21 protein-coding genes and 1 pseudogene are annotated in these 20,355 nt (G+C 38.2%); 6 read left to right on the forward strand and 16 right to left on the reverse strand.

Going from position 1 to position 20,355, the window contains the following annotated elements; all coding sequences use genetic code 11:
• Window positions 1-37: 37 nt before the first annotated feature.
• A complete protein-coding gene (locus BN1875_RS08675) occupies window positions 38-277 on the reverse strand; it encodes a hypothetical protein (RefSeq protein WP_048604455.1) in 240 nt (79 codons plus the stop codon).
• A complete protein-coding gene (locus tag BN1875_RS08680; protein WP_048604456.1) occupies window positions 264-1,589 on the reverse strand; it encodes a PTS sugar transporter subunit IIC in 1,326 nt (441 codons plus the stop codon). The genes BN1875_RS08675 and BN1875_RS08680 overlap by 14 nt, the downstream gene beginning before the upstream one ends.
• Window positions 1,590-1,914: 325 nt before the next feature.
• On the opposite strand from BN1875_RS08680, the gene BN1875_RS08685 reads away from it, so the two are divergent.
• Window positions 1,915-3,237 (forward strand): 6-phospho-beta-glucosidase, encoded by a 1,323-nt coding sequence (locus BN1875_RS08685; RefSeq protein ID WP_048604457.1) that lies wholly within the window; start codon window positions 1,915-1,917, stop codon window positions 3,235-3,237.
• A gap of 49 nt (window positions 3,238-3,286) precedes the next feature.
• Here BN1875_RS08685 and BN1875_RS08690 read toward each other — a convergent pair whose 3' ends face one another.
• From BN1875_RS08690 to BN1875_RS08705, 4 genes are all read right to left on the reverse strand, one after another.
• Window positions 3,287-4,048 (reverse strand): MurR/RpiR family transcriptional regulator, encoded by a 762-nt coding sequence (locus tag BN1875_RS08690; RefSeq protein ID WP_048604458.1) that lies wholly within the window; start codon window positions 4,046-4,048, stop codon window positions 3,287-3,289.
• A 296-nt stretch (window positions 4,049-4,344) separates the two neighbouring features.
• On the reverse strand, window positions 4,345-5,301 hold the full coding sequence (locus BN1875_RS08695; protein WP_048604459.1) for a Gfo/Idh/MocA family protein: 957 nt from the start codon (window positions 5,299-5,301) through the stop codon (window positions 4,345-4,347).
• Window positions 5,302-5,340: 39 nt separating this feature from the next.
• Window positions 5,341-5,736 carry an OsmC family protein gene (locus BN1875_RS08700; RefSeq protein WP_048604460.1) on the reverse strand — a complete coding sequence of 132 codons (396 nt, stop codon included), beginning with the start codon at window positions 5,734-5,736 and terminating at the stop codon, window positions 5,341-5,343.
• A gap of 75 nt (window positions 5,737-5,811) precedes the next feature.
• A complete protein-coding gene (locus BN1875_RS08705; protein ID WP_048604461.1) occupies window positions 5,812-6,414 on the reverse strand; it encodes a TVP38/TMEM64 family protein in 603 nt (200 codons plus the stop codon).
• 524 nt (window positions 6,415-6,938) lie between these two features.
• Here BN1875_RS08705 and BN1875_RS08710 point away from each other — a divergent pair.
• Window positions 6,939-7,283 (forward strand): annotated as a pseudogene (locus BN1875_RS08710) (transposase); the annotation flags it as partial.
• 53 nt (window positions 7,284-7,336) lie between these two features.
• A complete protein-coding gene (locus BN1875_RS08715; protein WP_048604462.1) occupies window positions 7,337-7,867 on the forward strand; it encodes a hypothetical protein in 531 nt (176 codons plus the stop codon).
• Between the two features lie 10 nt (window positions 7,868-7,877).
• Here the strand turns inward: BN1875_RS08715 and BN1875_RS08720 are convergent, their stop codons facing one another.
• A complete protein-coding gene (locus BN1875_RS08720; RefSeq protein ID WP_048604463.1) occupies window positions 7,878-9,443 on the reverse strand; it encodes an ATP-binding cassette domain-containing protein in 1,566 nt (521 codons plus the stop codon).
• Window positions 9,444-9,821: 378 nt separating this feature from the next.
• Between BN1875_RS08720 and BN1875_RS08725 the strand changes: the two genes are divergently transcribed.
• Entirely contained in the window at window positions 9,822-10,667 is an 846-nt protein-coding gene (locus BN1875_RS08725; RefSeq protein ID WP_048604464.1) for a helix-turn-helix domain-containing protein, read from the forward strand.
• 178 nt (window positions 10,668-10,845) lie between these two features.
• On the opposite strand, the gene BN1875_RS08730 is transcribed toward BN1875_RS08725, so the two are convergent.
• The 9 genes from BN1875_RS08730 to BN1875_RS08770 form a co-directional block, all read right to left on the reverse strand.
• Entirely contained in the window at window positions 10,846-11,931 is a 1,086-nt protein-coding gene (locus BN1875_RS08730; RefSeq protein ID WP_048604465.1) for a M42 family metallopeptidase, read from the reverse strand.
• A 16-nt stretch (window positions 11,932-11,947) separates the two neighbouring features.
• Window positions 11,948-12,562 (reverse strand): zinc-binding metallopeptidase family protein, encoded by a 615-nt coding sequence (locus BN1875_RS08735; RefSeq protein WP_082147270.1) that lies wholly within the window; start codon window positions 12,560-12,562, stop codon window positions 11,948-11,950.
• A 57-nt stretch (window positions 12,563-12,619) separates the two neighbouring features.
• Window positions 12,620-13,567 (reverse strand): glycosylasparaginase, encoded by a 948-nt coding sequence (locus BN1875_RS08740; RefSeq protein ID WP_048604466.1) that lies wholly within the window; start codon window positions 13,565-13,567, stop codon window positions 12,620-12,622.
• Window positions 13,568-13,771: 204 nt separating this feature from the next.
• Window positions 13,772-15,070 carry a Sapep family Mn(2+)-dependent dipeptidase gene (locus tag BN1875_RS08745; RefSeq protein ID WP_048604467.1) on the reverse strand — a complete coding sequence of 433 codons (1,299 nt, stop codon included), beginning with the start codon at window positions 15,068-15,070 and terminating at the stop codon, window positions 13,772-13,774.
• Between the two features lie 18 nt (window positions 15,071-15,088).
• The gene (locus BN1875_RS08750; RefSeq protein ID WP_048604468.1) at window positions 15,089-15,808 is read right to left on the reverse strand and encodes a GntR family transcriptional regulator, LSA1692 subfamily; all 720 of its coding nucleotides are present in this window, start codon (window positions 15,806-15,808) and stop codon (window positions 15,089-15,091) included.
• An 11-nt stretch (window positions 15,809-15,819) separates the two neighbouring features.
• A complete protein-coding gene (locus BN1875_RS08755) occupies window positions 15,820-16,665 on the reverse strand; it encodes a YitT family protein (RefSeq protein WP_048604469.1) in 846 nt (281 codons plus the stop codon).
• 117 nt (window positions 16,666-16,782) lie between these two features.
• Window positions 16,783-17,406 carry a uridine kinase gene (gene udk, locus BN1875_RS08760; protein WP_048604470.1) on the reverse strand — a complete coding sequence of 208 codons (624 nt, stop codon included), beginning with the start codon at window positions 17,404-17,406 and terminating at the stop codon, window positions 16,783-16,785.
• Window positions 17,407-17,483: 77 nt separating this feature from the next.
• Complete coding sequence (locus BN1875_RS08765; RefSeq protein ID WP_048604471.1) at window positions 17,484-18,164, reverse strand: YjjG family noncanonical pyrimidine nucleotidase; 681 nt, start codon at window positions 18,162-18,164, stop codon at window positions 17,484-17,486.
• Between the two features lie 12 nt (window positions 18,165-18,176).
• Complete coding sequence (locus tag BN1875_RS08770; protein WP_048604472.1) at window positions 18,177-18,893, reverse strand: 16S rRNA pseudouridine(516) synthase; 717 nt, start codon at window positions 18,891-18,893, stop codon at window positions 18,177-18,179.
• 294 nt (window positions 18,894-19,187) lie between these two features.
• Here BN1875_RS08770 and BN1875_RS08775 point away from each other — a divergent pair, with 294 nt between their 5' ends.
• The gene (locus BN1875_RS08775) at window positions 19,188-19,802 is read left to right on the forward strand and encodes a 50S ribosomal protein L25/general stress protein Ctc (protein ID WP_048604473.1); all 615 of its coding nucleotides are present in this window, start codon (window positions 19,188-19,190) and stop codon (window positions 19,800-19,802) included.
• Between the two features lie 192 nt (window positions 19,803-19,994).
• Window positions 19,995-20,312: a DUF960 domain-containing protein gene (locus tag BN1875_RS08780; protein ID WP_048604474.1), complete on the forward strand. Its 318-nt coding sequence runs from the start codon at window positions 19,995-19,997 to the stop codon at window positions 20,310-20,312.
• Window positions 20,313-20,355 lie beyond the last annotated feature (43 nt).

Raw genomic sequence — 20,355 nt, forward strand, 5'->3', positions numbered from 1 at the left:
TGTTCTGCTTTCTACTCCCCATTAAAAAGATAGCTGTTTAAGAAATTCGACTGGTCAATCGGGAACTGAATTTTGTCGTTAAAATAGTTCCCCAGATAGTAACAGCTAAGATTAATACAACTTTCAATCGAAATAACACACAAAATACTAAAATGGCAAGAACTAGTAGACCACCCATACCTAGAATTTTTCTAAATGACAGTTGCTCTAAGAAATTGTTTCTCCGCAAAAAAACCTGTGTTCCGACAAACCCGATGACTAAACTAATTAGTTCCAACTTGCTCACCTGCAATGATTTCTTCTTCATTTTTTTGTTCTATTTCCAATTGTTGTTTTTCAAAGATTTTGAAGAACGGGTAGTAGATTGCCAGAGAAATCGCAAAATTGATGATGGTCAAAATAGCCGCTTGAATACTCCAGTCTGTACTCATCATTGAACCAATTGGACCAACCATTGTAAATGGCAGTTTAGCCATCATCATTGGTACGATTCCTAAAATCGTTGCTACATATGAAACGATTGTCAGAATAATTGGTGTAAAAATAAATGGGATAATCAAGATTGGATTCATAACGATTGGTGTCCCAAAAACAATTGGTTCATTAATATTGAAAATTCCTGGAATAATCGTTAATTTTCCCATTTGTTTCAAAAATTTTACGCGCGAAGTCAAGAACAGAATCGCCAATGCTAAAGTCGTTCCGGAACCACCGATTTGAACAAACCATTGTAAAAATTGTTCTGTGAACAAATTAGGTAGTTGATGTGCATTTCCTGTTTGTTGAAAAACGTCCATGTTTTCCAAAATTGCTGAATCCCACATTGGACGAATGATAGGCCCCAGTACTGCTTCTCCATGAATTCCAAATGACCAGAAAAGCTGAATCAGAAATACTGTAATGATACCGCCAAATAAACTATTTCCAACTAGTAGCGATTTCAGCGGACTTACCAAAACTGAAACTGCACTGTTGATATCAAAATTTAATCCGTATCTGATTCCCCAAAAAAGCATGATGATCACAAAGGTTGGAATCAATGCTGCAAAAGATTTTGATACTGCCGGTGGCACACTGCTTGGCATCTTGATGGTTATATTTTTTTGTAATAAAAAGCGGTAGATTTCTACTGATATGATTGCAGTTACGATTGCACCGAATAAAGAAGTAGAACTTAAATCCGAAACCGCCAGATAACGACCAGCATCAATGACACCGTCTACATTTTCTGTTACTTGTTTTGGAACAACTACACTAATCAAAAAGCCCAATGTTGAAAGTAATCCGGCACTTAACGCATCCACGCGATAAGATTCTCCCAGAAAATGACCCACGCTGAATGCTGCATACAAGGCCATTACACCAACAGTAAAACGAAAAGGGACATCCAAAATAGGTCGAAAATCAGCAATCCATTCTTCGTAACCTGCAAAAGGCAGATTTAAAAAGATCACAAAGATCGATCCTACAACTGTCAAAGGTAGTGTTGAAATCAACCCATTGCGAATTGCCATTAAGTGACGTTGCTTGCCGATTCGATCTGCGACTGGTAAAAAGTACTTCTCTAAAAAGCTCATAATTTTTGTCATTATTTTTCTCCTCCGTGGTTTATTTTGACATTTGTATCGTACCATCAATTTTTTTATACACAAGAGGCGCTCTGGATCCTTTCCCTGCTATCGCTGTAAAATTTCTACGACTTTGTAACAGTTTGACACAATTTTTATCTTTTCTAAGAAAACGCTTCGATAAAACGAACCTTGATGGCTCTTTTTTATCATTTTTTTGTCACACAGTGTTTTATTTCAGTTACAAATAACCGTTTCTTTTTCTTGTAACCGTTTTTATTAAAAGGATTTCACTAATAAAAATTCGGACTATACTAAAACTATCAAAAAACTTGGAGGCCTATGTATGAAAAATGGAATAAAGATCGTTACTATTGGTGGCGGATCAAGCTATACACCAGAATTAATCGAGGGATTCATCAATCGTTACCACGAGTTACCAGTAAAAGAAATTTGGCTGGTGGATATTGAAGATGGCAAAGAAAAACTTGAAATTGTGGGTGAAATGGCAAAAAGAATGGTCAAAGCAGCTGGGATTGATTGTACGGTACATCTTACCCTTGATCGCAAGGAAGCTTTGAAAGATGCGGATTTTGTTACGACGCAACTTCGGGTTGGTCTTCTTGATGCCCGTGTTTTGGATGAACGAATTCCATTAAGTCATGGAATGATTGGTCAGGAAACAAATGGTGCTGGCGGAATTTTTAAAGCCTTACGAACAGTGCCCGTAATTTTGTCAATCGTTGAAGACATGAAAAAATTATGTCCAAATGCTTGGCTGATTAATTTTACTAATCCTGCCGGAATGGTGACGGAAGCCGTCTTACGCTACGGTAACTGGAAAAAAGTTATTGGCTTATGTAATATTCCTGTCAATGCTGTTGCAGAAGAATCCGAATTATTGAATGAAAAAGCAGAAAACCTGTTCTTTCAATTTGCCGGAATCAATCACCTTCATTGGCATACGGTTCGCGACCAATTCGGAAATGATCGCACGGATGAATTACTAAAAAAAATGTACGGCGAAGGCGAAGCGAAGACAATTGTTGCCAATATCAAACAAAATAGTCTTTTATTTGATCAAGTCGCAAATTTACACATGATTCCTTGTCCTTATCATCGGTATTACTATATGACAGACGAAATGTTGCAAGAAGAACTGACAGGTTTTAAAGAAAACGGCACCCGCGCCGAAAAAGTAAAGCAAATCGAAAAAGAACTATTTGAGCTGTATAAGGATCCTAAACTTGACTACAAACCACAACAACTAGCTGAACGAGGCGGTGCAAGATACAGTGAAGCTGCCTGTGAAATCATCAACGCTATCGCAAATAATAAAGGAACCCTTATGACCGTCAGCACAAAAAATAACGGCACAATCACCGATCTTCCAGACGATTGTGCGGTAGAAGTAACTTGCATGATCACCGGGGATGGTCCTGTACCTTTCAACTTTGGCAGCTTTTCACCAAAAGAACGAGGATTGTTGCAACTGATGAAATCCATGGAACAATTAACGATTGAAGCAGCTGTCACTGGAGATTACGGAACACTTCTTCAAGCCTTCACATTAAATCCTTTGATCACCAGTGGAAATATCGCAAAAACTGTAATGGATGAACTATTAACGGCACATAAAAAATATCTTCCCGCTTTTTTTAAAGACTAAATAGCAAAATCCTCAAAAGCGATCCCAGTGATCTGCTTTTGAGGATTTTCTATTTGTTTTCTTTTTTCAGTTGCTTGATTTTTCTAACTTCCTTTGCTAAATATTCAATCGTATAAAGCGCCGGAACCTGCGAAGTAATATCTGCGGTGCCTCTTTTTTCTGTTGAAATATAATAAGCCAAATTCACATCTGACAGGCGGGCAACGGTGGAATTTGCACTATTTGTGATTGAGATAATCGAACTTCTCGTTGCAATAAACTGATTCAGATACCCCACAATATCCTTCGTTTCTCCCCCAACTGAAAGTGCAATGACACAAACCTTTTCTGCAATAGTTTTACTAAAAAAGTCAATTGGATGATTGGCCGGATCTTCAATCCGAAAAGCCATGTTGAAAATGGAAGAGAAATACAAAGCACCATATTCGGCAATAATATTCGACGAGCCCGAACCAATGAAGAGGACCAGCTCCTTTTGAGCCAAAATCGTGGCTGCTTCATGGATCTTCTCCTGAAACTGACTTTCACTCGTACGATGAATAAAATTGATGAATGCACTTTCATCTACTGCATGGATAGCAGTATCTTCCGTCAACGATTCTCTGTATATCTGTAATTTGATTTTAAATTCAGAAAATCCTTCACATTCGAATTTCCGACAAAAACGCAGGATACTTGCTGTGCTGGTATGGGTATTTTGTGCTAAATCCCGAATTCGCATATAGATCACTTGATCGGAATGTGTCGCCACATATTTATAGATTTCCAAATCAATGTTACTCAATTCTGGTGTGTAATTTAAAAACAGCATACTTTTTCCTTCTCGTCTCGTTTCTCTTTTTTATAGTTCTAATCTATCACATAAAAGAAAACTTGATAAGTTTTTACAAAAAAAAGACAACGGAATATTACTTCCGTTGTCTCCAGTACCATTGCTGGCAGAGTGTTCCTTCTCCACAAAAGTCCACTCCAGCACCCTACAAATCCGGTAGGCGAGATAAACTCCTGTGCTGCTGTTTGAAAGAGCTAGTAAACTAGCTGCTTCGGCTCATCGCATGTCACTTACTGTAACACAGATTTATTTTTGATACTACCCTTTTTTGCAGATTACTGGAAAGCTGTCCATTCTTTGTACAAATTTTCCATGGTCGCCACCGTGTGTACTGTCAATTCTTCCGTCATCCATGGACTTGTCAGCAGCTTTTTGTTCAAACACTCATTGACGTGATCGACTTCAAAAACAAATTCACTCTCTTGTGGGAATGAAAAGTTTTCATGATGAGTCGATAGTTCAATCGTTGCTTCCGCAGATTTCCAGAAATTTGGAATCCGAATAACGCCTTGATCCCCATAAATCACCAACTCGTTTGGCAATAAAAAATCAACGGTAATAAAAAGATTGCCTAAAATTTCGTTGCCAAAGCGAACACTTACATCACATTGAGAATCCGTTTCTTGTGTAAAGGAAGCCGTTCCTGTTGCCTCGCTAGTGAGTGTACCTAATAAGAATTGCATCACCTGTAATGGATAGCTGCCGGAGCCGCGAAAAGCACCACCGCCTGCTGCCAACCGCCAAAACCATGAGATTTCCTCCGCATTAGGAGAAGAAATCGTTGCCCGCAGTAAACGAATTTTTCCTATTTCACCATTTTCGATTCGTTTTTTCACTTCTTGAATGACCGGCAAGAACACCGCTTTTTGTGCTTCCATCAAAAAAACATGTTGCTCTTTTGCTAAGTGAAATAATTCTTTTGCTTCCTGGGCTTTCAAGGTAAAAGGCTTTTCCAGTAAAACGTGCTTTCCATGCAGCAACGCCTGCTTGCAGATTTCATAATGGGTTTTATTATAGGTGGCAATATAGACGATATCAATGGTTGAATCCTGAAACAATTCTTCATAGCTACCGTAGGCTGTCGGAATTTCAAGTTCCTTTGCCATTTTTTCGGCCCGTTCTAATTCACGAGCAGCAATCGCCGCCACTTCCCCCTCACGGCTTTCCTTAACTCCGGCAACAAACCGAGGGACGATCCTTGCTGTACTGACGATACCGTATCGAATACTCATCTTTTCTCCTTATACTCTTTTTGGTTCGGCGCAATTCACCTAAACAATCGATAATTTTTCATCAATTTTGATGGCTGCTTTGACGGATTGGATTACCGTACAGCTTTTGATTGTTTGATTCAAAACCCGTCCCAAAACCTCGATATCGGTAGATGGATTCTTGATTTTAAAATGAACATTGACTTCGCGAACAATATTCGGTTTTTCATCCTCCATCAACCAATCCACATCCACCCGCAGATCGTCATAGGTAATTTTGCGATTTTCTAAAATAATTCGCATCACCCCAAAACTACAACTGGAAATTGATGTCGCCAGCAGTTCAACCGGACTGATGTCTTGTTCTCCGTGTCCGATTCGTACCTGATTTCCTTTATGATTTGTGCCAATCATCCCTTGCTCATCAGCAGTTAAATCTAAATGTCGTTTGATCATATAGCTTCTCCTTTTTGCTAGAAATTTTCTTTAGTATAACAAGCCATCGTATTTTAGCAAAAATTTTGCTTTTCCTCAGAGCAGACCTTCAATTTGTTGGAACAAATACAACATCAAAAGTCCATAGATAGCAATAGACCATGGTTTAAAAAAGAGAATGATTTTCAAAAAATCTTTAAATGAAATCGTTGTTAAACCGGCGACTAAGCAAACAATATCATCCGGAGCAAAAGGAATCAGCAAGGTAATAACCAAAAAACGTTTGATGGTTTTTTGATTATTATCCAATATTTTTTGAAATTGATTGAATTTTTTGGCAGTCAAAAAAAGTTTTGCCACCTCGATGCCGTACTTGCGTATCAATAAAAAGCCTATAATTTCCCCAATCACCAGACCAATATAACTATAGATAACACCAAAAAGCGGTCCGAACATAACCATTCCAGCTACCGTTGAGATACCGCCGGGAAGAATCGGAATCACTACTTGAATCAATTGTAACAGAATAAAAACCAGCACAGCATAATTGCCAAAGCGCCCAATAAAGGCCTGTAGCGATTGTGCCGAATCAAAAATTCCCACGTGCCGCCCATAAAGCGCCAGACCAAAGAAAAAGAGCAGCCCAATAATCGGCAGCCATTGAAATAGCCGGTTTCGTTTTGAATTTTCCTCCATCATACACCACCCTTAAAAAGATATCCTTAGTATACCTAGTGTTCAGCGTCATTCTTGTTCTTAATAACAAGCCAATCACTATATTTTAAAATAAATCATTACTTATATCTATCAATTATCAAGTAACAATAACAGTTATTGCTTTTAAAATAAAAAAAATTTTCTTTTGACCCCATTATGACCCTTTTGGCATCGAAGCGGCAAATTTTGGAAGGATATTCACCTGAAACTTAACAATTTCACTTACTGATCCATCCTGTTCACTCAGCAACATTCTAGCAAAATCTTTTCGCACTTCCAACTTTGTTTTAAAACCGCATCTAGAAATTCTCACTTTTTTCCAGTTTTTTTATCTATACTAGTTGGTCAATACGTCCAAAGAGTGCCTTTTTCATTATGTATTTTTATATTGTACCATTATAATCCGCCAAATTATGATTAAAACAAAAAAAGACCATTAAACCAAGTATGTGAACCGACCCCCAAAAGTTAGACCAAAAATCTAACTTCTGGAGGTCGGTATTTTTATGGTTAAATATAGTTTTGAATTTAAGTTGAAAATCGTTCAAGAATATCTTGAGGGAAAAGGTGGAACGCTGTATTTATCAAAGAAATATGGGGTAAAATCAAAAGAACAGTTACGCGGATGGATGAACGCTTACCTAGAATTCGGTGAAGAAGGGCTCCTTAGAAAACGACAAAATCAAACTTATTCTGTTCAATTTAAGATGGCTGCGATAGAGTTCTATCAAACAAGTGATCTGTCCTATCGTGAAGTGGCAAATCAATTTGGGATGAATAATTCTACGCTAATTGCCAACTGGATGAGAAACTTTCGTGCAAAAGGAACGGTTCCATTGTTGAAAACAAAGCAGCTGGTACAGGATCAATTTTTATTGTTGATAGTGAAGGAATACCAACTGACATGATAGAAGCACCTTGGGCGAAAGATTCAGAAGGGAACGCTGTACCGACTTACTACAAAATTGATGGTAATAAAGTAACACAGGTCATTGAGTTTGACGAAGAAAATTTTTTACCCATTACTGCAGATCCTAATTGGGTAAGACTTGGAAAACATTGGTATAATAAAGTCGGGAATATTGCTACAGCGATCGATGTTGCAATGATTGCAATAGGAATTGGTGCAACATATAAAACGACTTCAGCTGTAGTCAGTGTTTTAAGAGCATATAGAAGAAATATTACTCGTGCTGTAGAAAAACAAATTATAAAATATATAGGCAAGAGCGCAGCTTCTTGGGTTGGATCATCAATAGCAATCGTACTAACCATCGCTGGTAAGTCATTAGGGGGTATCATAGCTGAAGGATTAGACCAAGGAAGAAAAATCAGATTCTTAATTTGGGGAATTCTTTATTATAATCCGCTAATAATTGGAAGAATATGTCGTAATAAAACTACGATACTCTTCTCCTCCGGTTACTGCCGCTAACAATATAAAACTAAAGCTCATAAATTTTATCCAATAAGCGGCTGATTTCTGGTCTTAGTTGATGCGTGACCATAATCACAGTACGCTCCGTGTTGTTCAACAAATATTCTTCAATCTCCACTGCTTTTTTGCTATCCAAGTGGGCAGTTCCTTCATCAATGACTACGATGCTTTTCAGGCGTAAAAAATTTCTGGCGATCGAAAGACGCTGTACTTGGCCGCCGCTGAGGTTAGCACCGCCAGCTTTAATCGGCGTATCCAGACCTAAAGGTAATGTCTGAAGATCTTCTTGGAAAGAAGATCTGGTGACGGCACTCAGCATATCTTCTTCGCTGTAGTCATCTTCCAAGAGCAGATTCTCTTTGATACTCAGATTAAAAAGATAAGGATTTTGCGTAATATAAGAAATATTTTCACGATATACGCTGGGATCTAGTTCTTTCTTCTGTTGACCATCAACTAAAAATTCTCCGTTGTATTCATTGATCAATCCCGCTAAGAGATTCAACAACGTGCTTTTCCCGCTTCCGCTTTGACCCACAATCGCGTATTTGCCGCCTCTTCTGAAGGTCATTTCCGGGAAAGCAATCGTCGTATTCTTGTCATAAGTATAAGACAGATTTTTCAAGTGAATCTCTTTTTCAAAAGTGAAGCTACTTGTATGATTATTTTTTACAGGCAACGGTCTTTCAGGGAAGATTTTGTCAAAAATTGGATCAATCGATTTAATCTCTGATAATAAGGTATTTGCTTGGACTAGCGTGTCGTATAGATTGCCGGAAAGAGTCGTGGTCGAGACCACACTTCCTACCGGGATGATCTTTTGGATAGCCAAAAATGCCGAAAGAAGCATCACTGAAGTCTCGCCGGCAACCTGTGACATTTGAAGGGCGAAATAGAGTTTTCGCAGTGTTTTCGCTTGGGCGGTTTTTGCTTCTCGGACCAGTTGAAAACTGTCGCTAGAATATTGACTCAATAGCTTCCGTTTGTTGAGAGAAAAGAGAATATCAAATCCTCTCAACAGCTGGATCGAATTGGAGACCGCTTTTTCAGTTTCTTTGGAAACATACATGGTCCGCTGATTCATTTTGGTCTGGAATTTTTTAGAAATAACGCCGATCAGGACTGCAGTAACCAAACTTAATACAATAAACCAAACATTATAAAAAATTAGCGAGATAAAACTACTGAAGATCATACAAATACAATAAATTACATCATAAAATTGTCTGAATCCTTTGTCTTCTATGATCGCCGCATCGGTACTCAGCCAAGCGGCATAGTCAGTATAATTCTTCTTGTAAAATTCAGTATAGGAAACATCCTCCAAATTTTTTAAAATATCCATTTTGATATGGAAGATTGCTTTTTGGATGCACCTCTCTTTTTTTACATTTCGTAAGTAACTGAAGGTATAGGCAACAGATATGACTACCAAATTAATGGCGAGTCGTTGGACGACTAGTACGAAATCAAACGCTACTAATGCATCAATCATGAATGTCATTGTAATCGTTGATAAGGATAAGAAAATAGTAAAAGCTAACGTATAGACACAATAAATAAAATTATTCAAACGATCTCTCTTTAAATATCTAGTCATATGCTTGTTCAATTAATCACGCTCCCCCGTAGATATTGCAGTCAACAACTCCTTTGAAAAATATGTTAATCCACTTATCCCATATCCTATATCTAATCCAATATTGTTGAAAATCGGAGCATACGTATAAATATGATTATCATTTTTTTCGAGTCGATTTAGATAGTTTAGTAATACTATGATTAAACCGCAGGTACCATCTTCAATAGAATTATCCACCAATAACCCATTCAGTTAAAATATCAAACATAGTTTAACGTCCCCTTTTTGTAAGGTTATTATCTTACGTTGACAGAGGAAAAATCATTTTGTAAACTATAATCACATTTTTATTTTGAAGGAGGGTTAATTATGGATAACCTAGGTTCTTTTTTTGGGGAATTACGAAAAAGTAAAGGTATTACTCAATCAAAAATTTGTAAAAATATTATATCCAGAACAACGCTTTCAAAGTTTGAAAACGGCAAGCTAATCCCTTCTGCTGAGACATTTATTTTATTATTAGATCGACTTGATATCTCTTTTGATGAATTTATGTATATTTGCCGTGGATATGAACTTAGTAATAAGAATAAAATAATTAAAGATTTCTTTTCGCTTTTTTCAAATCAAAATATAGATACTTTATACTCTATTCGTAATCATTGCATTTTGATTCAAAAGGAAAGCTACAGTCGGATAATTGATTTAGTTATTCCAGTCTTAGATTCTCAGATTGAGCTATATAATAATTCGAAAAAAGAAATACCTTATCTTCCTAAAATACAAATCTCAAAGATTTGGCAAGAGATACAGCTATATTCTTTTTGGAGTTTAGATGATATAAAAATATTAAATTGTTGTTTATACCTATTTCCATTGGAAACTGCAACTCATATTGCAAATCAATTACTTGTACAGCTAAACAAATATGATAATTTTACTGAAACTAGAACATTAAAATGCGCAATCTATTTAAACCTATCTTTGTTATTATTACAGAACGGACAATACCATTATGCAGAAAAACCCATTACTCAAGCCCTTATATTGTCTAAAAACACAAAAAGATATGATTATTATGCATTATCAATTTCCAGACAAGGGTTGATTAAACATTCCGAAGAATTAATTCAAAGAGGATTACAAATCAGTAAGCTATTTTCCGATACAGAATTAGAAAATCTAATACAGGAAGAAAAAAATTTATTTTATTAATTCATTTCTGAATAATTTCTCTCTTTTAAATCAATGTCAGAGCTTAAATTGTCATACATGACCGTATCGGAAAAGGGGTTCCATAGCCACTTACGATGCGCGAAACTTCTTTTTCACATCGTGTTGCACAAAATAAAAACCCGTTCATTTTTAAGATGAACGGGTGATGAGAGGGTTCTTATCTTGAATGTAACGCCTCTTTAAACTGAGAAAGATCCTCATAAGTTAATGAACAGATAAAATTGGTCAATAAACGGATTGTCTGCCGGTAATCCTCCAGATGAACAATCAAACGAGAAGAATGCATGTATCTTGTTGGAATAGATAGTGTCATTGTTACGACACCATCCATCGCTTTATGAATATTACAAGCATCTGTCCCACCTACTGTCATAAAATCAAAACGAATATTCAGCTGTTCTTGCTTGGCAATTTTCTCCATTTTTTCAAATAATCCACGGTTAGCAATGGTCAACGAATCTAAAAAAGATAGAACACAGCCTCCCCCAAGGGTTAATCCCCCCTGATCAAAAGGAGTATCTTCTGCCGTTGTCACATCTAATGCAATCGCAACATCCGGTTTGATAACGTGTGTCGCAGTTCTGGCACCACGAATGCCAACTTCTTCTTGAACACTTGCTGCAAAAAAGACATTTGCTTCAGATGACAGAAACGCTAGATTTTTTAAAACCTCTAATCCAACACCAACACAAACTCGATCATCCCAAGCTTTTCCCATGATATAATCGGGATTATTCATTTGGCGAAATTGCGTATGGGGTGTTACCATATCACCGATATCGATTCCTAACTTCTTAACAGCTTCACTATTTTCAACACCTAAATCCAGATAGAAATTTTTTGCTGAAATCACTCGATCTTTTTCTTCTGTAGACATTCCGTGTGGCGCACGACTTCCAACAACTCCAACAAATTTTTCACCTGTGATAGTCGTGACACGCATTTCTTGTGCAGGCATTACATGTCCCCACCAACCACCGATTGGCAATAGTTCTACAAATCCTTCACTTGTGATGTTCTTAACCATAAAACCAACTTCGTCCATATGTGAGGACAACATAACTTTAGGTCCATTTCCTTTTCTATTTAGAATGACAGAGCCTAAATTATCATACATGATCGTATCGGAAAAGGGTTTTCCATAGCTACTTACGATGCGCGAAACTTCTTTTTCACATCCGCCGATTCCGTCTGCTTCACTTAAATTTTTCAATAATTCAATATCAATATCCTTGATTTTCATTCTTCAAGCCCCTTTTCTATCTATTTTCTTCCTTAAAAGCTTGAATTTTCTCAACAGTTAATTCTTGAATGAAAAACATAAGACCTCTTACTAGGCTTTGATAATCTTTCAATGAAACAATCTGACTTGGTGTATTCATATTTCTTACAGATAATCCTAGCAGCAGCGTGGGACAGCCTGTCCGCAATTTATTTATCCAACCTGCATCAGAATCTTCCAACGAATAATGAAGCTGATAAGAAACTTCATGTGCTTCACACGCTTCTTTCATTGATCGCAATAAATACCGATTAGGTAATACAGTTGTATCGTAATAGGTTAATAAAAGACCTCTCCCGATAGTTCCTGATTTTTCTTTGATTTCTTGGTAATTCATTTCCTTTTGTGTATCGAGAATAATTGCCAAATCTGGTTGCACAAGATTTGTTGCGGTCTGTGCTCCTCGAAGACCAACTTGTTCTTGAACCGTACAGCCCACATAAAGATCAAATGGCAGAGAACCCTTCAGTTGATTAACTTGCTTTAGGATGTCTACAGTTTGGCTGACATTGATACGTCCATTCCAATTATGACTAAAAAGATGTCCTTTTGACCTAGTTTTACTGCTAACGGCATTAAAACATCTTCTAATTTACCAAACATATTTTTCCCTTCTTTCTAAAAAATAACAAAATAATTACAACCATTTCTAAACCGGTGCTTTGATTCGTTTTTCATACGCATCCAGCCATTCCTGTGTGATTGGTTCAATCACAGTTGTCTGATTTTCACCGGGATGTGCGATGAAAATTGCGGCTGCCGTTTTTTCGGTTGCGACGCTGAATGTAAATTCAACATTTGTGGCAACGCCCCATTGTCCCTCCTTATTCAATGCGATTAAAGAAAAGGCACCAGCTTTTCCATATCGTTTTTTTAACCGCTCACTAAATCCGTATACGGCTTGGTCACATGCTTCTTGCGGTGTGCAGCCTTCACTCATCAAACGAACAATTTCATAGGACAGACACCCTTTCATCAAATCCTCTCCTAACCCAGTTGCAGCAGCTCCGCCGATTTCACTGTCTACATAAAATCCAGAACCTGAAAGAGGAGAATCGCCGACTCGTCCGCTTTTTTTCATAAATAAACCAGAGCTTGAAGTTCCGGCAGCCATTCCTGCTAATTGATCCAACGCAACGACTCCTACCGTATCATGTCCATCATAAGGATTTAGATGATTTTTGGTGACCTCCTCTACTCGTTTTTCCCAAATCGTTTTTGCCCGTTCAGTCAGCATCACTTTTTCTTCAAAGCCTTCTTCTTTGGCATAGTTCGATGCACCTGCACCGATTCGGAAACTGTTGAATTTTTCTTTGCTTAGTTTTCTTGCGACTGCGATAGGATTTTTAATGTCTACAATACCGGCTACGGCACCGATTTCAAACGTATTGCCATCCATAAAAGCGGCATCCATTTCCAGAATTCCTTTTTCATTCGGCAACCCGCCGTACCCCACTGATTTATAGTAGGGATAGTCCTCTACTTTTTTGATCGCCGTTTCAACGGCATCCCCTGCCGTTTGTTTTTCCAGCAATAATTTTTTGGCAGCCAAAACACCATCGTGCGCCATCCGCCATGTTGCAATAATTCCCCACATAATATGAGCTCCTTTTTCGTTTTAATGGACTGCACTTTCTGTCAATATACTCAGCTAGGATTCCATTCCTATCAGCTTTCTTACTAAATATAAAACAATAGATCTTTTGTATGCAGCGCTTACATTAGCATTATATATAGTATATACCATAATGTCTATACTAAAATGACGTCCATCGAAAAATTTTTCCATGAACGCCATTTATCATTGAATCAACGCAAGAATACTACGCATATAAATTTCCATATTGGTTTTTAAATCCGCAACTGTCATCCATTCATTTTTATTATGAGCGATTCCTTTTTGTCCGGGAAAAGAAGGGCCAAAGGCGACAATATTCGGTAATTTTCGCGCATAGGTGCCACCCGTCGTTGTCACAGGCGTTCCATCGTTTCCAGTGATTTCTTGATAAATATTTCCCAGTAAACGAATTTCTGAACGATCTTTATTTAAATTGATGCCGGGAACACTTCGAACCACTTCAACTGTCGAATGCGCAGGAATAACTGTGGTGATTCCCGAAACTATCTCTTCTTCCTGAAAAGAAACCGGATAGCGAAAAGCAATTTCCAATTGTAGCTGATTTTCGTTTTTGGAAAGAATAACCGGTGTCAACATCAATTTACCAGAATCTTCATCTTCCAACGCTAAATCAATCCCTTCTCCGGTATGCTGTTCGTGGAAATGTGTAAATAACCAGTCAAAATACGCCCGCGTTTTCACAGAAAGCTGTTGGTTAGTTTTTAAGCGACGAGCCAATAATGTGATTGCATTCTTTCCCATTTCAGGTGCATTGCTAGGAGCCCGTACTCCTTCTACCGAAATTTTTGTTTCGTCAACCAACACCGACAGTTTATCCGGGACGTGATCCCGCGCTTGATCGCCAATAAATTCTCCCAGATTTGCTAATTCCCCCTTCTCAAAATCAGTGGTAATCCGCACATTCACAATCCCCCGCTCCCCATAGACCACCGGGTACTTGCAATCGGGGGTGAAGCCAAATGTTGGTGGCTGTTCTGACTTTAAATAATGAGGAACGTCAGACATACCGCTTTCTTCGTCCGTTCCAAATATAATACGCACCGGTTTTTTGGGTTGAATACCACTATCCTTTAACAATTTCAATCCATAAAAACAACTCATAATCGGGCCTTTATTATCTAAGATTCCCCGACCATAAAGCACCCCATCATCTTCCGTCAAATCAAATGGAGGATAATCCCAGCCCTCACCGGCAGAAACCACATCCAAATGTCCTAAGATACCGATATATTCTGACCCTTCCCCCCATTGAAGATAGCCGATTGCATCATCGATAGTCGTTGTCGTAAACCCATCATTTTCTGCCATTTCCAATACCAAAGACAACACTTTTCTAGGATAAATTCCGTAAGGTGCCTGTTCTTTCGGTTCACCTTTTACGCTGGGCACCTGCATAACCTGCTGGAGATCTTGCAAAAAACCTTCCCAGTTTTGTTCCACCATCGTTTTGATTTCGTCCATTTTTTTCACCTTTTTCTTCTAGTGTTTTCGTTGTAGGGTATTTTTGAAGGTATATTTATCTGCTCGATAGAAAGATGTATCATACAAAATCGGTTTTGCAGAAGGAGAATATGTCAGAGAATGAACCAACAGCAGCGGCTGTCCTTTCTCTACCTCCAACAATTTGTTCATGTCTTCTGTCACTAGGATCGCTGCAACTTCTTGATGAGAGTAGCCGATTTCAATATTTTTTTCGATTTCTGAAAACAAAGAACCTTCCTCTAGCTGTTCAATGGAAGAATCCTTTAAATATCGCTGCAAAACGTAAATGTTTTCGATTGTCATTGGTTCCTCCTCCAAAAAACGGCGACGAACCAAATGAATCACTTTTTCATTCGCATATTTTCCAAAAGCTTGTTTCACTTTTTCCGGCAGTTTTTCTGTGATTTCACAGGTCAGAATTTCCGTTTTTGACTGTTTTCCTTGTCGTTTTGCCGCTTCTGTAAAACCATACAACCCACCACTGCCGCTTTGGATTTTTGGCTGTTTCATCACATAGGTTCCCTTACCTTTTTCCTTAACCAAGATATTCTGACCGATCAAGCTGTCAATCGCTTTACGAACAGTCAACCGGCTAACTCCAAATTCTGCGGCAAGATCATACTCAGAGGGCAGTTTTTGGCTGGTCACGTAAGTTCCGTCATTGATTCGTTTTTGTAATTCGTTGGCAATTGTCAAAAAAATTGTTTTATTTCTCATTTTGTTCTCTCCTACCACTCAAAAAAAGTTCGGTTCGTACTAACACCCGGTGCAATGCTGATAAAAGCTTTTTCATCGACTTGATGAATCAGTTGTTTGACCATTTTCAATTCTCGTTGGGATATTACCAGCAACAATAATTTCTTTTCATGATGATCAAAGGCACCTTCTACATCATTGATGACCGTGATTCCTCGTTGAATCGAAGTCTGCAAACTTGCAGTCAATGCAATGGGTGATTCTGTTACAATCATCAACTGCACCCGTTTTTGCTTTGCGTTCACATAATCTACCATCTGACCGCTAATAAAAAAGGACAATGCACTGTAAAAAGCATATTGCCACCCATAGATCCATCCAGCAAAAAATTGTAAACAAATATTAAAGACAATAAAAAAAGAACCGATACTTCTTTTCGTCGCTTTTTTTACTAGTATACCAATAATATCCAGTCCACCAGTAGAAAAATCGCTATTTAATGTCAACCCTACTGATAATCCATGCAGTGCCCCACCAAAAATCCCGCAAATAACCGGGTCAGTCGTCAAAGGATACACAGGAATGATTTTCATCATAAAGGAAGTGAGTAGAACAGCAAAAATCGTGTAGATTGTAAAGGAACGGTCGATCCTCCGCCAAGCTATTACTAGCAATGGTAGATTAAAAAGTAAGACAAGTGTTGGAATTGATAATGTGATTTGCAGTCGATCAGCTAACAGTTCCGACAACAATTGCGAAAGTCCCGTGATTCCGCTGGCATAGATTTTTCCTGGCAGCCAAAAAAAGTTTAATGCGACAGAGGATAAAAAAGCATACGCAGCAGCAATCCCAAGTTTATGAATAATTTGTTGATTCATGACGACCTCCTAAAGAATACGCTTACAGTATATACTATTGAGTATATACTGTCATCTTTTTTTCAAAATTAAAAACCAAAAAATTTCTCCTAAGAAAAATTCTTTGATTTCCGTTTTTTATTTCAGATAAGTAGCAACTTTTGTCGTAATCAAATCGATGGCCACGTGGTTTTCGCCACCTTCTGGAACGATAACATCTGCATAGCGTTTTGTCGGTTCGATAAATTGATGGTACATGGGTTTCACCACGGAAAGGTATTGTTCAATGACAGAGTCCAGCGTCCGTCCCCGTTCCTCCATGTCCCGCTTAATTCGGCGAATGATACGGATATCATCGTCAGTATCGACATACAATTTAATATCCATCAAATTCCGCAAACGTTCATCTTCTAAAATCAAAATACCTTCCAAAATAATCACTTCTTTTGGTTCTTGAATCACTGTTGCTGTACTGCGGGTGTGGGCAACGTAATCGTAGACGGGTTTTTCAATTGCTTCATATTTTAATAATTTTTCTAAGTGTTCAATTAACAAATCCGTATCAAAAGCAAAGGGATGATCGTAATTCGTGTTCAATCGTTCTTCAAACGCTAGATGGCTTTGATCCTTATAATAAGAATCTTGTTCAAGCATCATAATGGAATGATTAGGAAAATTATTAAAGATTGCTCGGCTAACACTGGTTTTACCACTGCCAGAGCCACCAGTCACTCCTATTATAATCGGCTTGTTTTTCGTCATTAAAGAAAACCTCTTTCATTTTATACTAGCTATTATTATAGCGAAAATCCAAGAAAATACTATGCTTTCTCGTGAATCTATTCCGCTAAAATCGTATAAATCTCATCCAGCTTGCTGATTTGATACGTCGGCGCAATGGAAGCCGCCGCTTTTGCAGGATTCAACCAAATCGTATCGATCCCGGCTTGAATCCCCCCTTCAATATCCGAAGTCAAAGAATCACCGATAATGACGGTTTCTTTTTTCTCAAATTGCGGGATTCGCTCAAAAACAAAATCAAAATATTCCTTCATGGGTTTTTGGAAGCCGGTATCTTCAGAAACAAATACATTTTTGAAATAAGGCAAAAGTTTTGCATCCGTCAGCCGTTGATATTGCGTAGCAGAAACCCCGTTCGTCACGATATATAATTCTGCTTTATCTGCTAAATCAGCGATGATTTCCCGGCTGTTTCCCAGCAGTTGATGTCCTTGATTGAGAAATTGACGGTAATGGCTTTCCATTTTTGTCCCATCCACTCGCTTGCCAAATTGTTGAAACAACAGGCTGAAGCGTTGATTGACGACTTCATCTCGCTGACGTTTGCCTTGTTCAAATTCTTGCCATAGCTGATGGTTCAATGCTTGGTAGCTTGTCTTGATCGCCGGTGTCAGTTGCAAGCCTTCTTCTTGGAACAACGCCTTTAGCGCCTCATTTTCTGCCGCTTGAAAATCCAATAACGTGTCATCTACATCAAACAATAAATTTTTATATTTCATTTTTTTCTCCTTTTAACGAAAATAGGGGGTCAATTGTTGCAATTCTGCCACGGTCAACCGACGATACTTTCCCAGTGCGAGAGTTTCAGGCAACCGTAGCGGTCCAATCGCCGTCCGTTTTAAAAAGACCACTTTTTTTCCACGAACCAAAAACATTTTTTTCACTTGATGAAATTTTCCCTCTTGGATAGCCAAGCGAATGGTACTTTTTTCATCAGAAGCAAAAAGAATCGTTAATTCTGCGGGTTGGCAAATGGTCCCGTCATGAAACACGATGCCTTGTTGAAATGCCTGCTGATCTTCCTGTGTCACCCGTCCATTGACTGTTGCTTCATAACATTTTGTCACTTTTTTTACCGGATGAAGTAATTCGTAAGCCAATTGTCCGTTTGTCGTCAAAAAAACCAGACCTTCCGTATCACGATCCAAACGTCCTACTGCAGCTAATTTTTCTCGGCGATCAGCTTCAGCAAGTAAATCCAAAACTGTCTGGTGCTGTGCATCCTGGTTAGCTGTTACGATGCCCTGTGGTTTATTTACCAAATAATAGGCCTCATCCGTCGCCAATGACTTGCCATCCACTAAAATCTGATGGAGATCACTGTCCACATTGCGGGCTTCCCGTCGTTGAATCTGACCGTCAACGCTTACTTTACCCAGTAAAAAAAGCCGCTTCATCTCTTTACGGCTGGTTTTCAGCTCTTTTTCAATCAATTTGTCTAAACGCATCGCTTTTTTCCTTTCTGACACATTATAGCGCGAATTTATTCTCAGCAAAACACAAAATCTGCGAAATCCTTGACTTAATTCATTATTCGTCCTATGGTTAGAGAGTAAAGTAAATAAAGTTCTTCTACACAGCGTTATGACCTGGTGGAGAAAAGTTGAACCAAAACTTTCTTGGGTAGCTGTATTTCGGCTACCCTTTTGCGTGTTCTCACGTACCACTCAATGTGCAGACTAGCGAGATTTGCTTTTAAAATGAATGTCGTCAGACAGAAAAATTTTAGGAGGAATTAAGTTATGGCAGTATCATTAGAAGTAAGTAAGAGAGAAGTTCGTCCCCGTTCGTTGCGTAATCAATTGCGTCACGAAGGAAAAGTCCCCGCAGTAGTAAACGGTTATCAAGTGGAAAGCACACCGATTTCTGTTGTTGCGCGTGACTTAGACAAGATTTTGCGGGAACATGGCGCAAATGCAGTAATCAAAATGGAGTTAGATGGAAAAACAGTCAATACTCTAGTAAAACAAACACAAGCAGACACTTTTAACAGACATTTGACCCATATCGAATTCTTGTCAGTAAACATGTCTGAAGTAACTGAAGTAGAAGCAGAAATCTTGCTTGTCGGCGAAGCAGCCGGTGTGAAAGCAGGCGGCGTCTTGAACCAAACATTATACACTGTTGTGGTTTCTGCAACCCCTGATAAATTACCAGAACGTATCGAAGTAGACGTGACACCACTTGAAATCGGCAGTACCTTGACTGTTGCAGAATTGCCAAGTCATGAAGATTACACAATCGTCACAGATGCAGATGAACAAGTTCTTTCTATCACGGAAGCACAAGAAGTTTCTGAAGACGATACTGCTGAAGCAGCTGAACCAGAAGTCATCGGTTCAACAGAAGCAGAATAACAAACGAAAACTAGTTTAACTCTTTTTACCTGAAATTGGGTCGTTGATTAAAATTTAATTAACGACCCAATTTCTTTTGGCTCCTTAGTTGCATTTTTGGCGGCTCAATCGTAAAATAAGTGTTCAAATGAGCAACATTTTTTCATTTCTTCTATAATAGAAGTATGATAATGTTACAAGGAGGTCAGGACAATGTATGAAGTCTTTGATAGTAATCGCAGTCGTTACGCTTCCGTAGGCGTTGTTTCCAGTATGCCCGGCGAGCTGATCGATAGTATTTGGTTCATTATTGATTTAGATTTAAAAGGAGTGATTCCTTTAAATAACTTGATTGCCTTTGATTTAATCAATAAAAATGGCAAAGTCACGATGCATTTTTCACAAGAAGATAGTGAGGTAGAAATGGATATCGATTTGCCGTTTCCTTATTCATCCGACCTGCCAAAAGAAATTTTTGCTTATGATGATGGCACCAGACAAACAATTTTATTGCCTAGTGAAACAAATTAAAAAAATTCCAGTCATGTTATTGGCTGGAATTTTTTTGTTCTGC

It is taken from the genome of Enterococcus massiliensis, assembly GCF_001050095.1.
Lineage (GTDB): Bacteria > Bacillota > Bacilli > Lactobacillales > Enterococcaceae > Enterococcus_C > Enterococcus_C songbeiensis.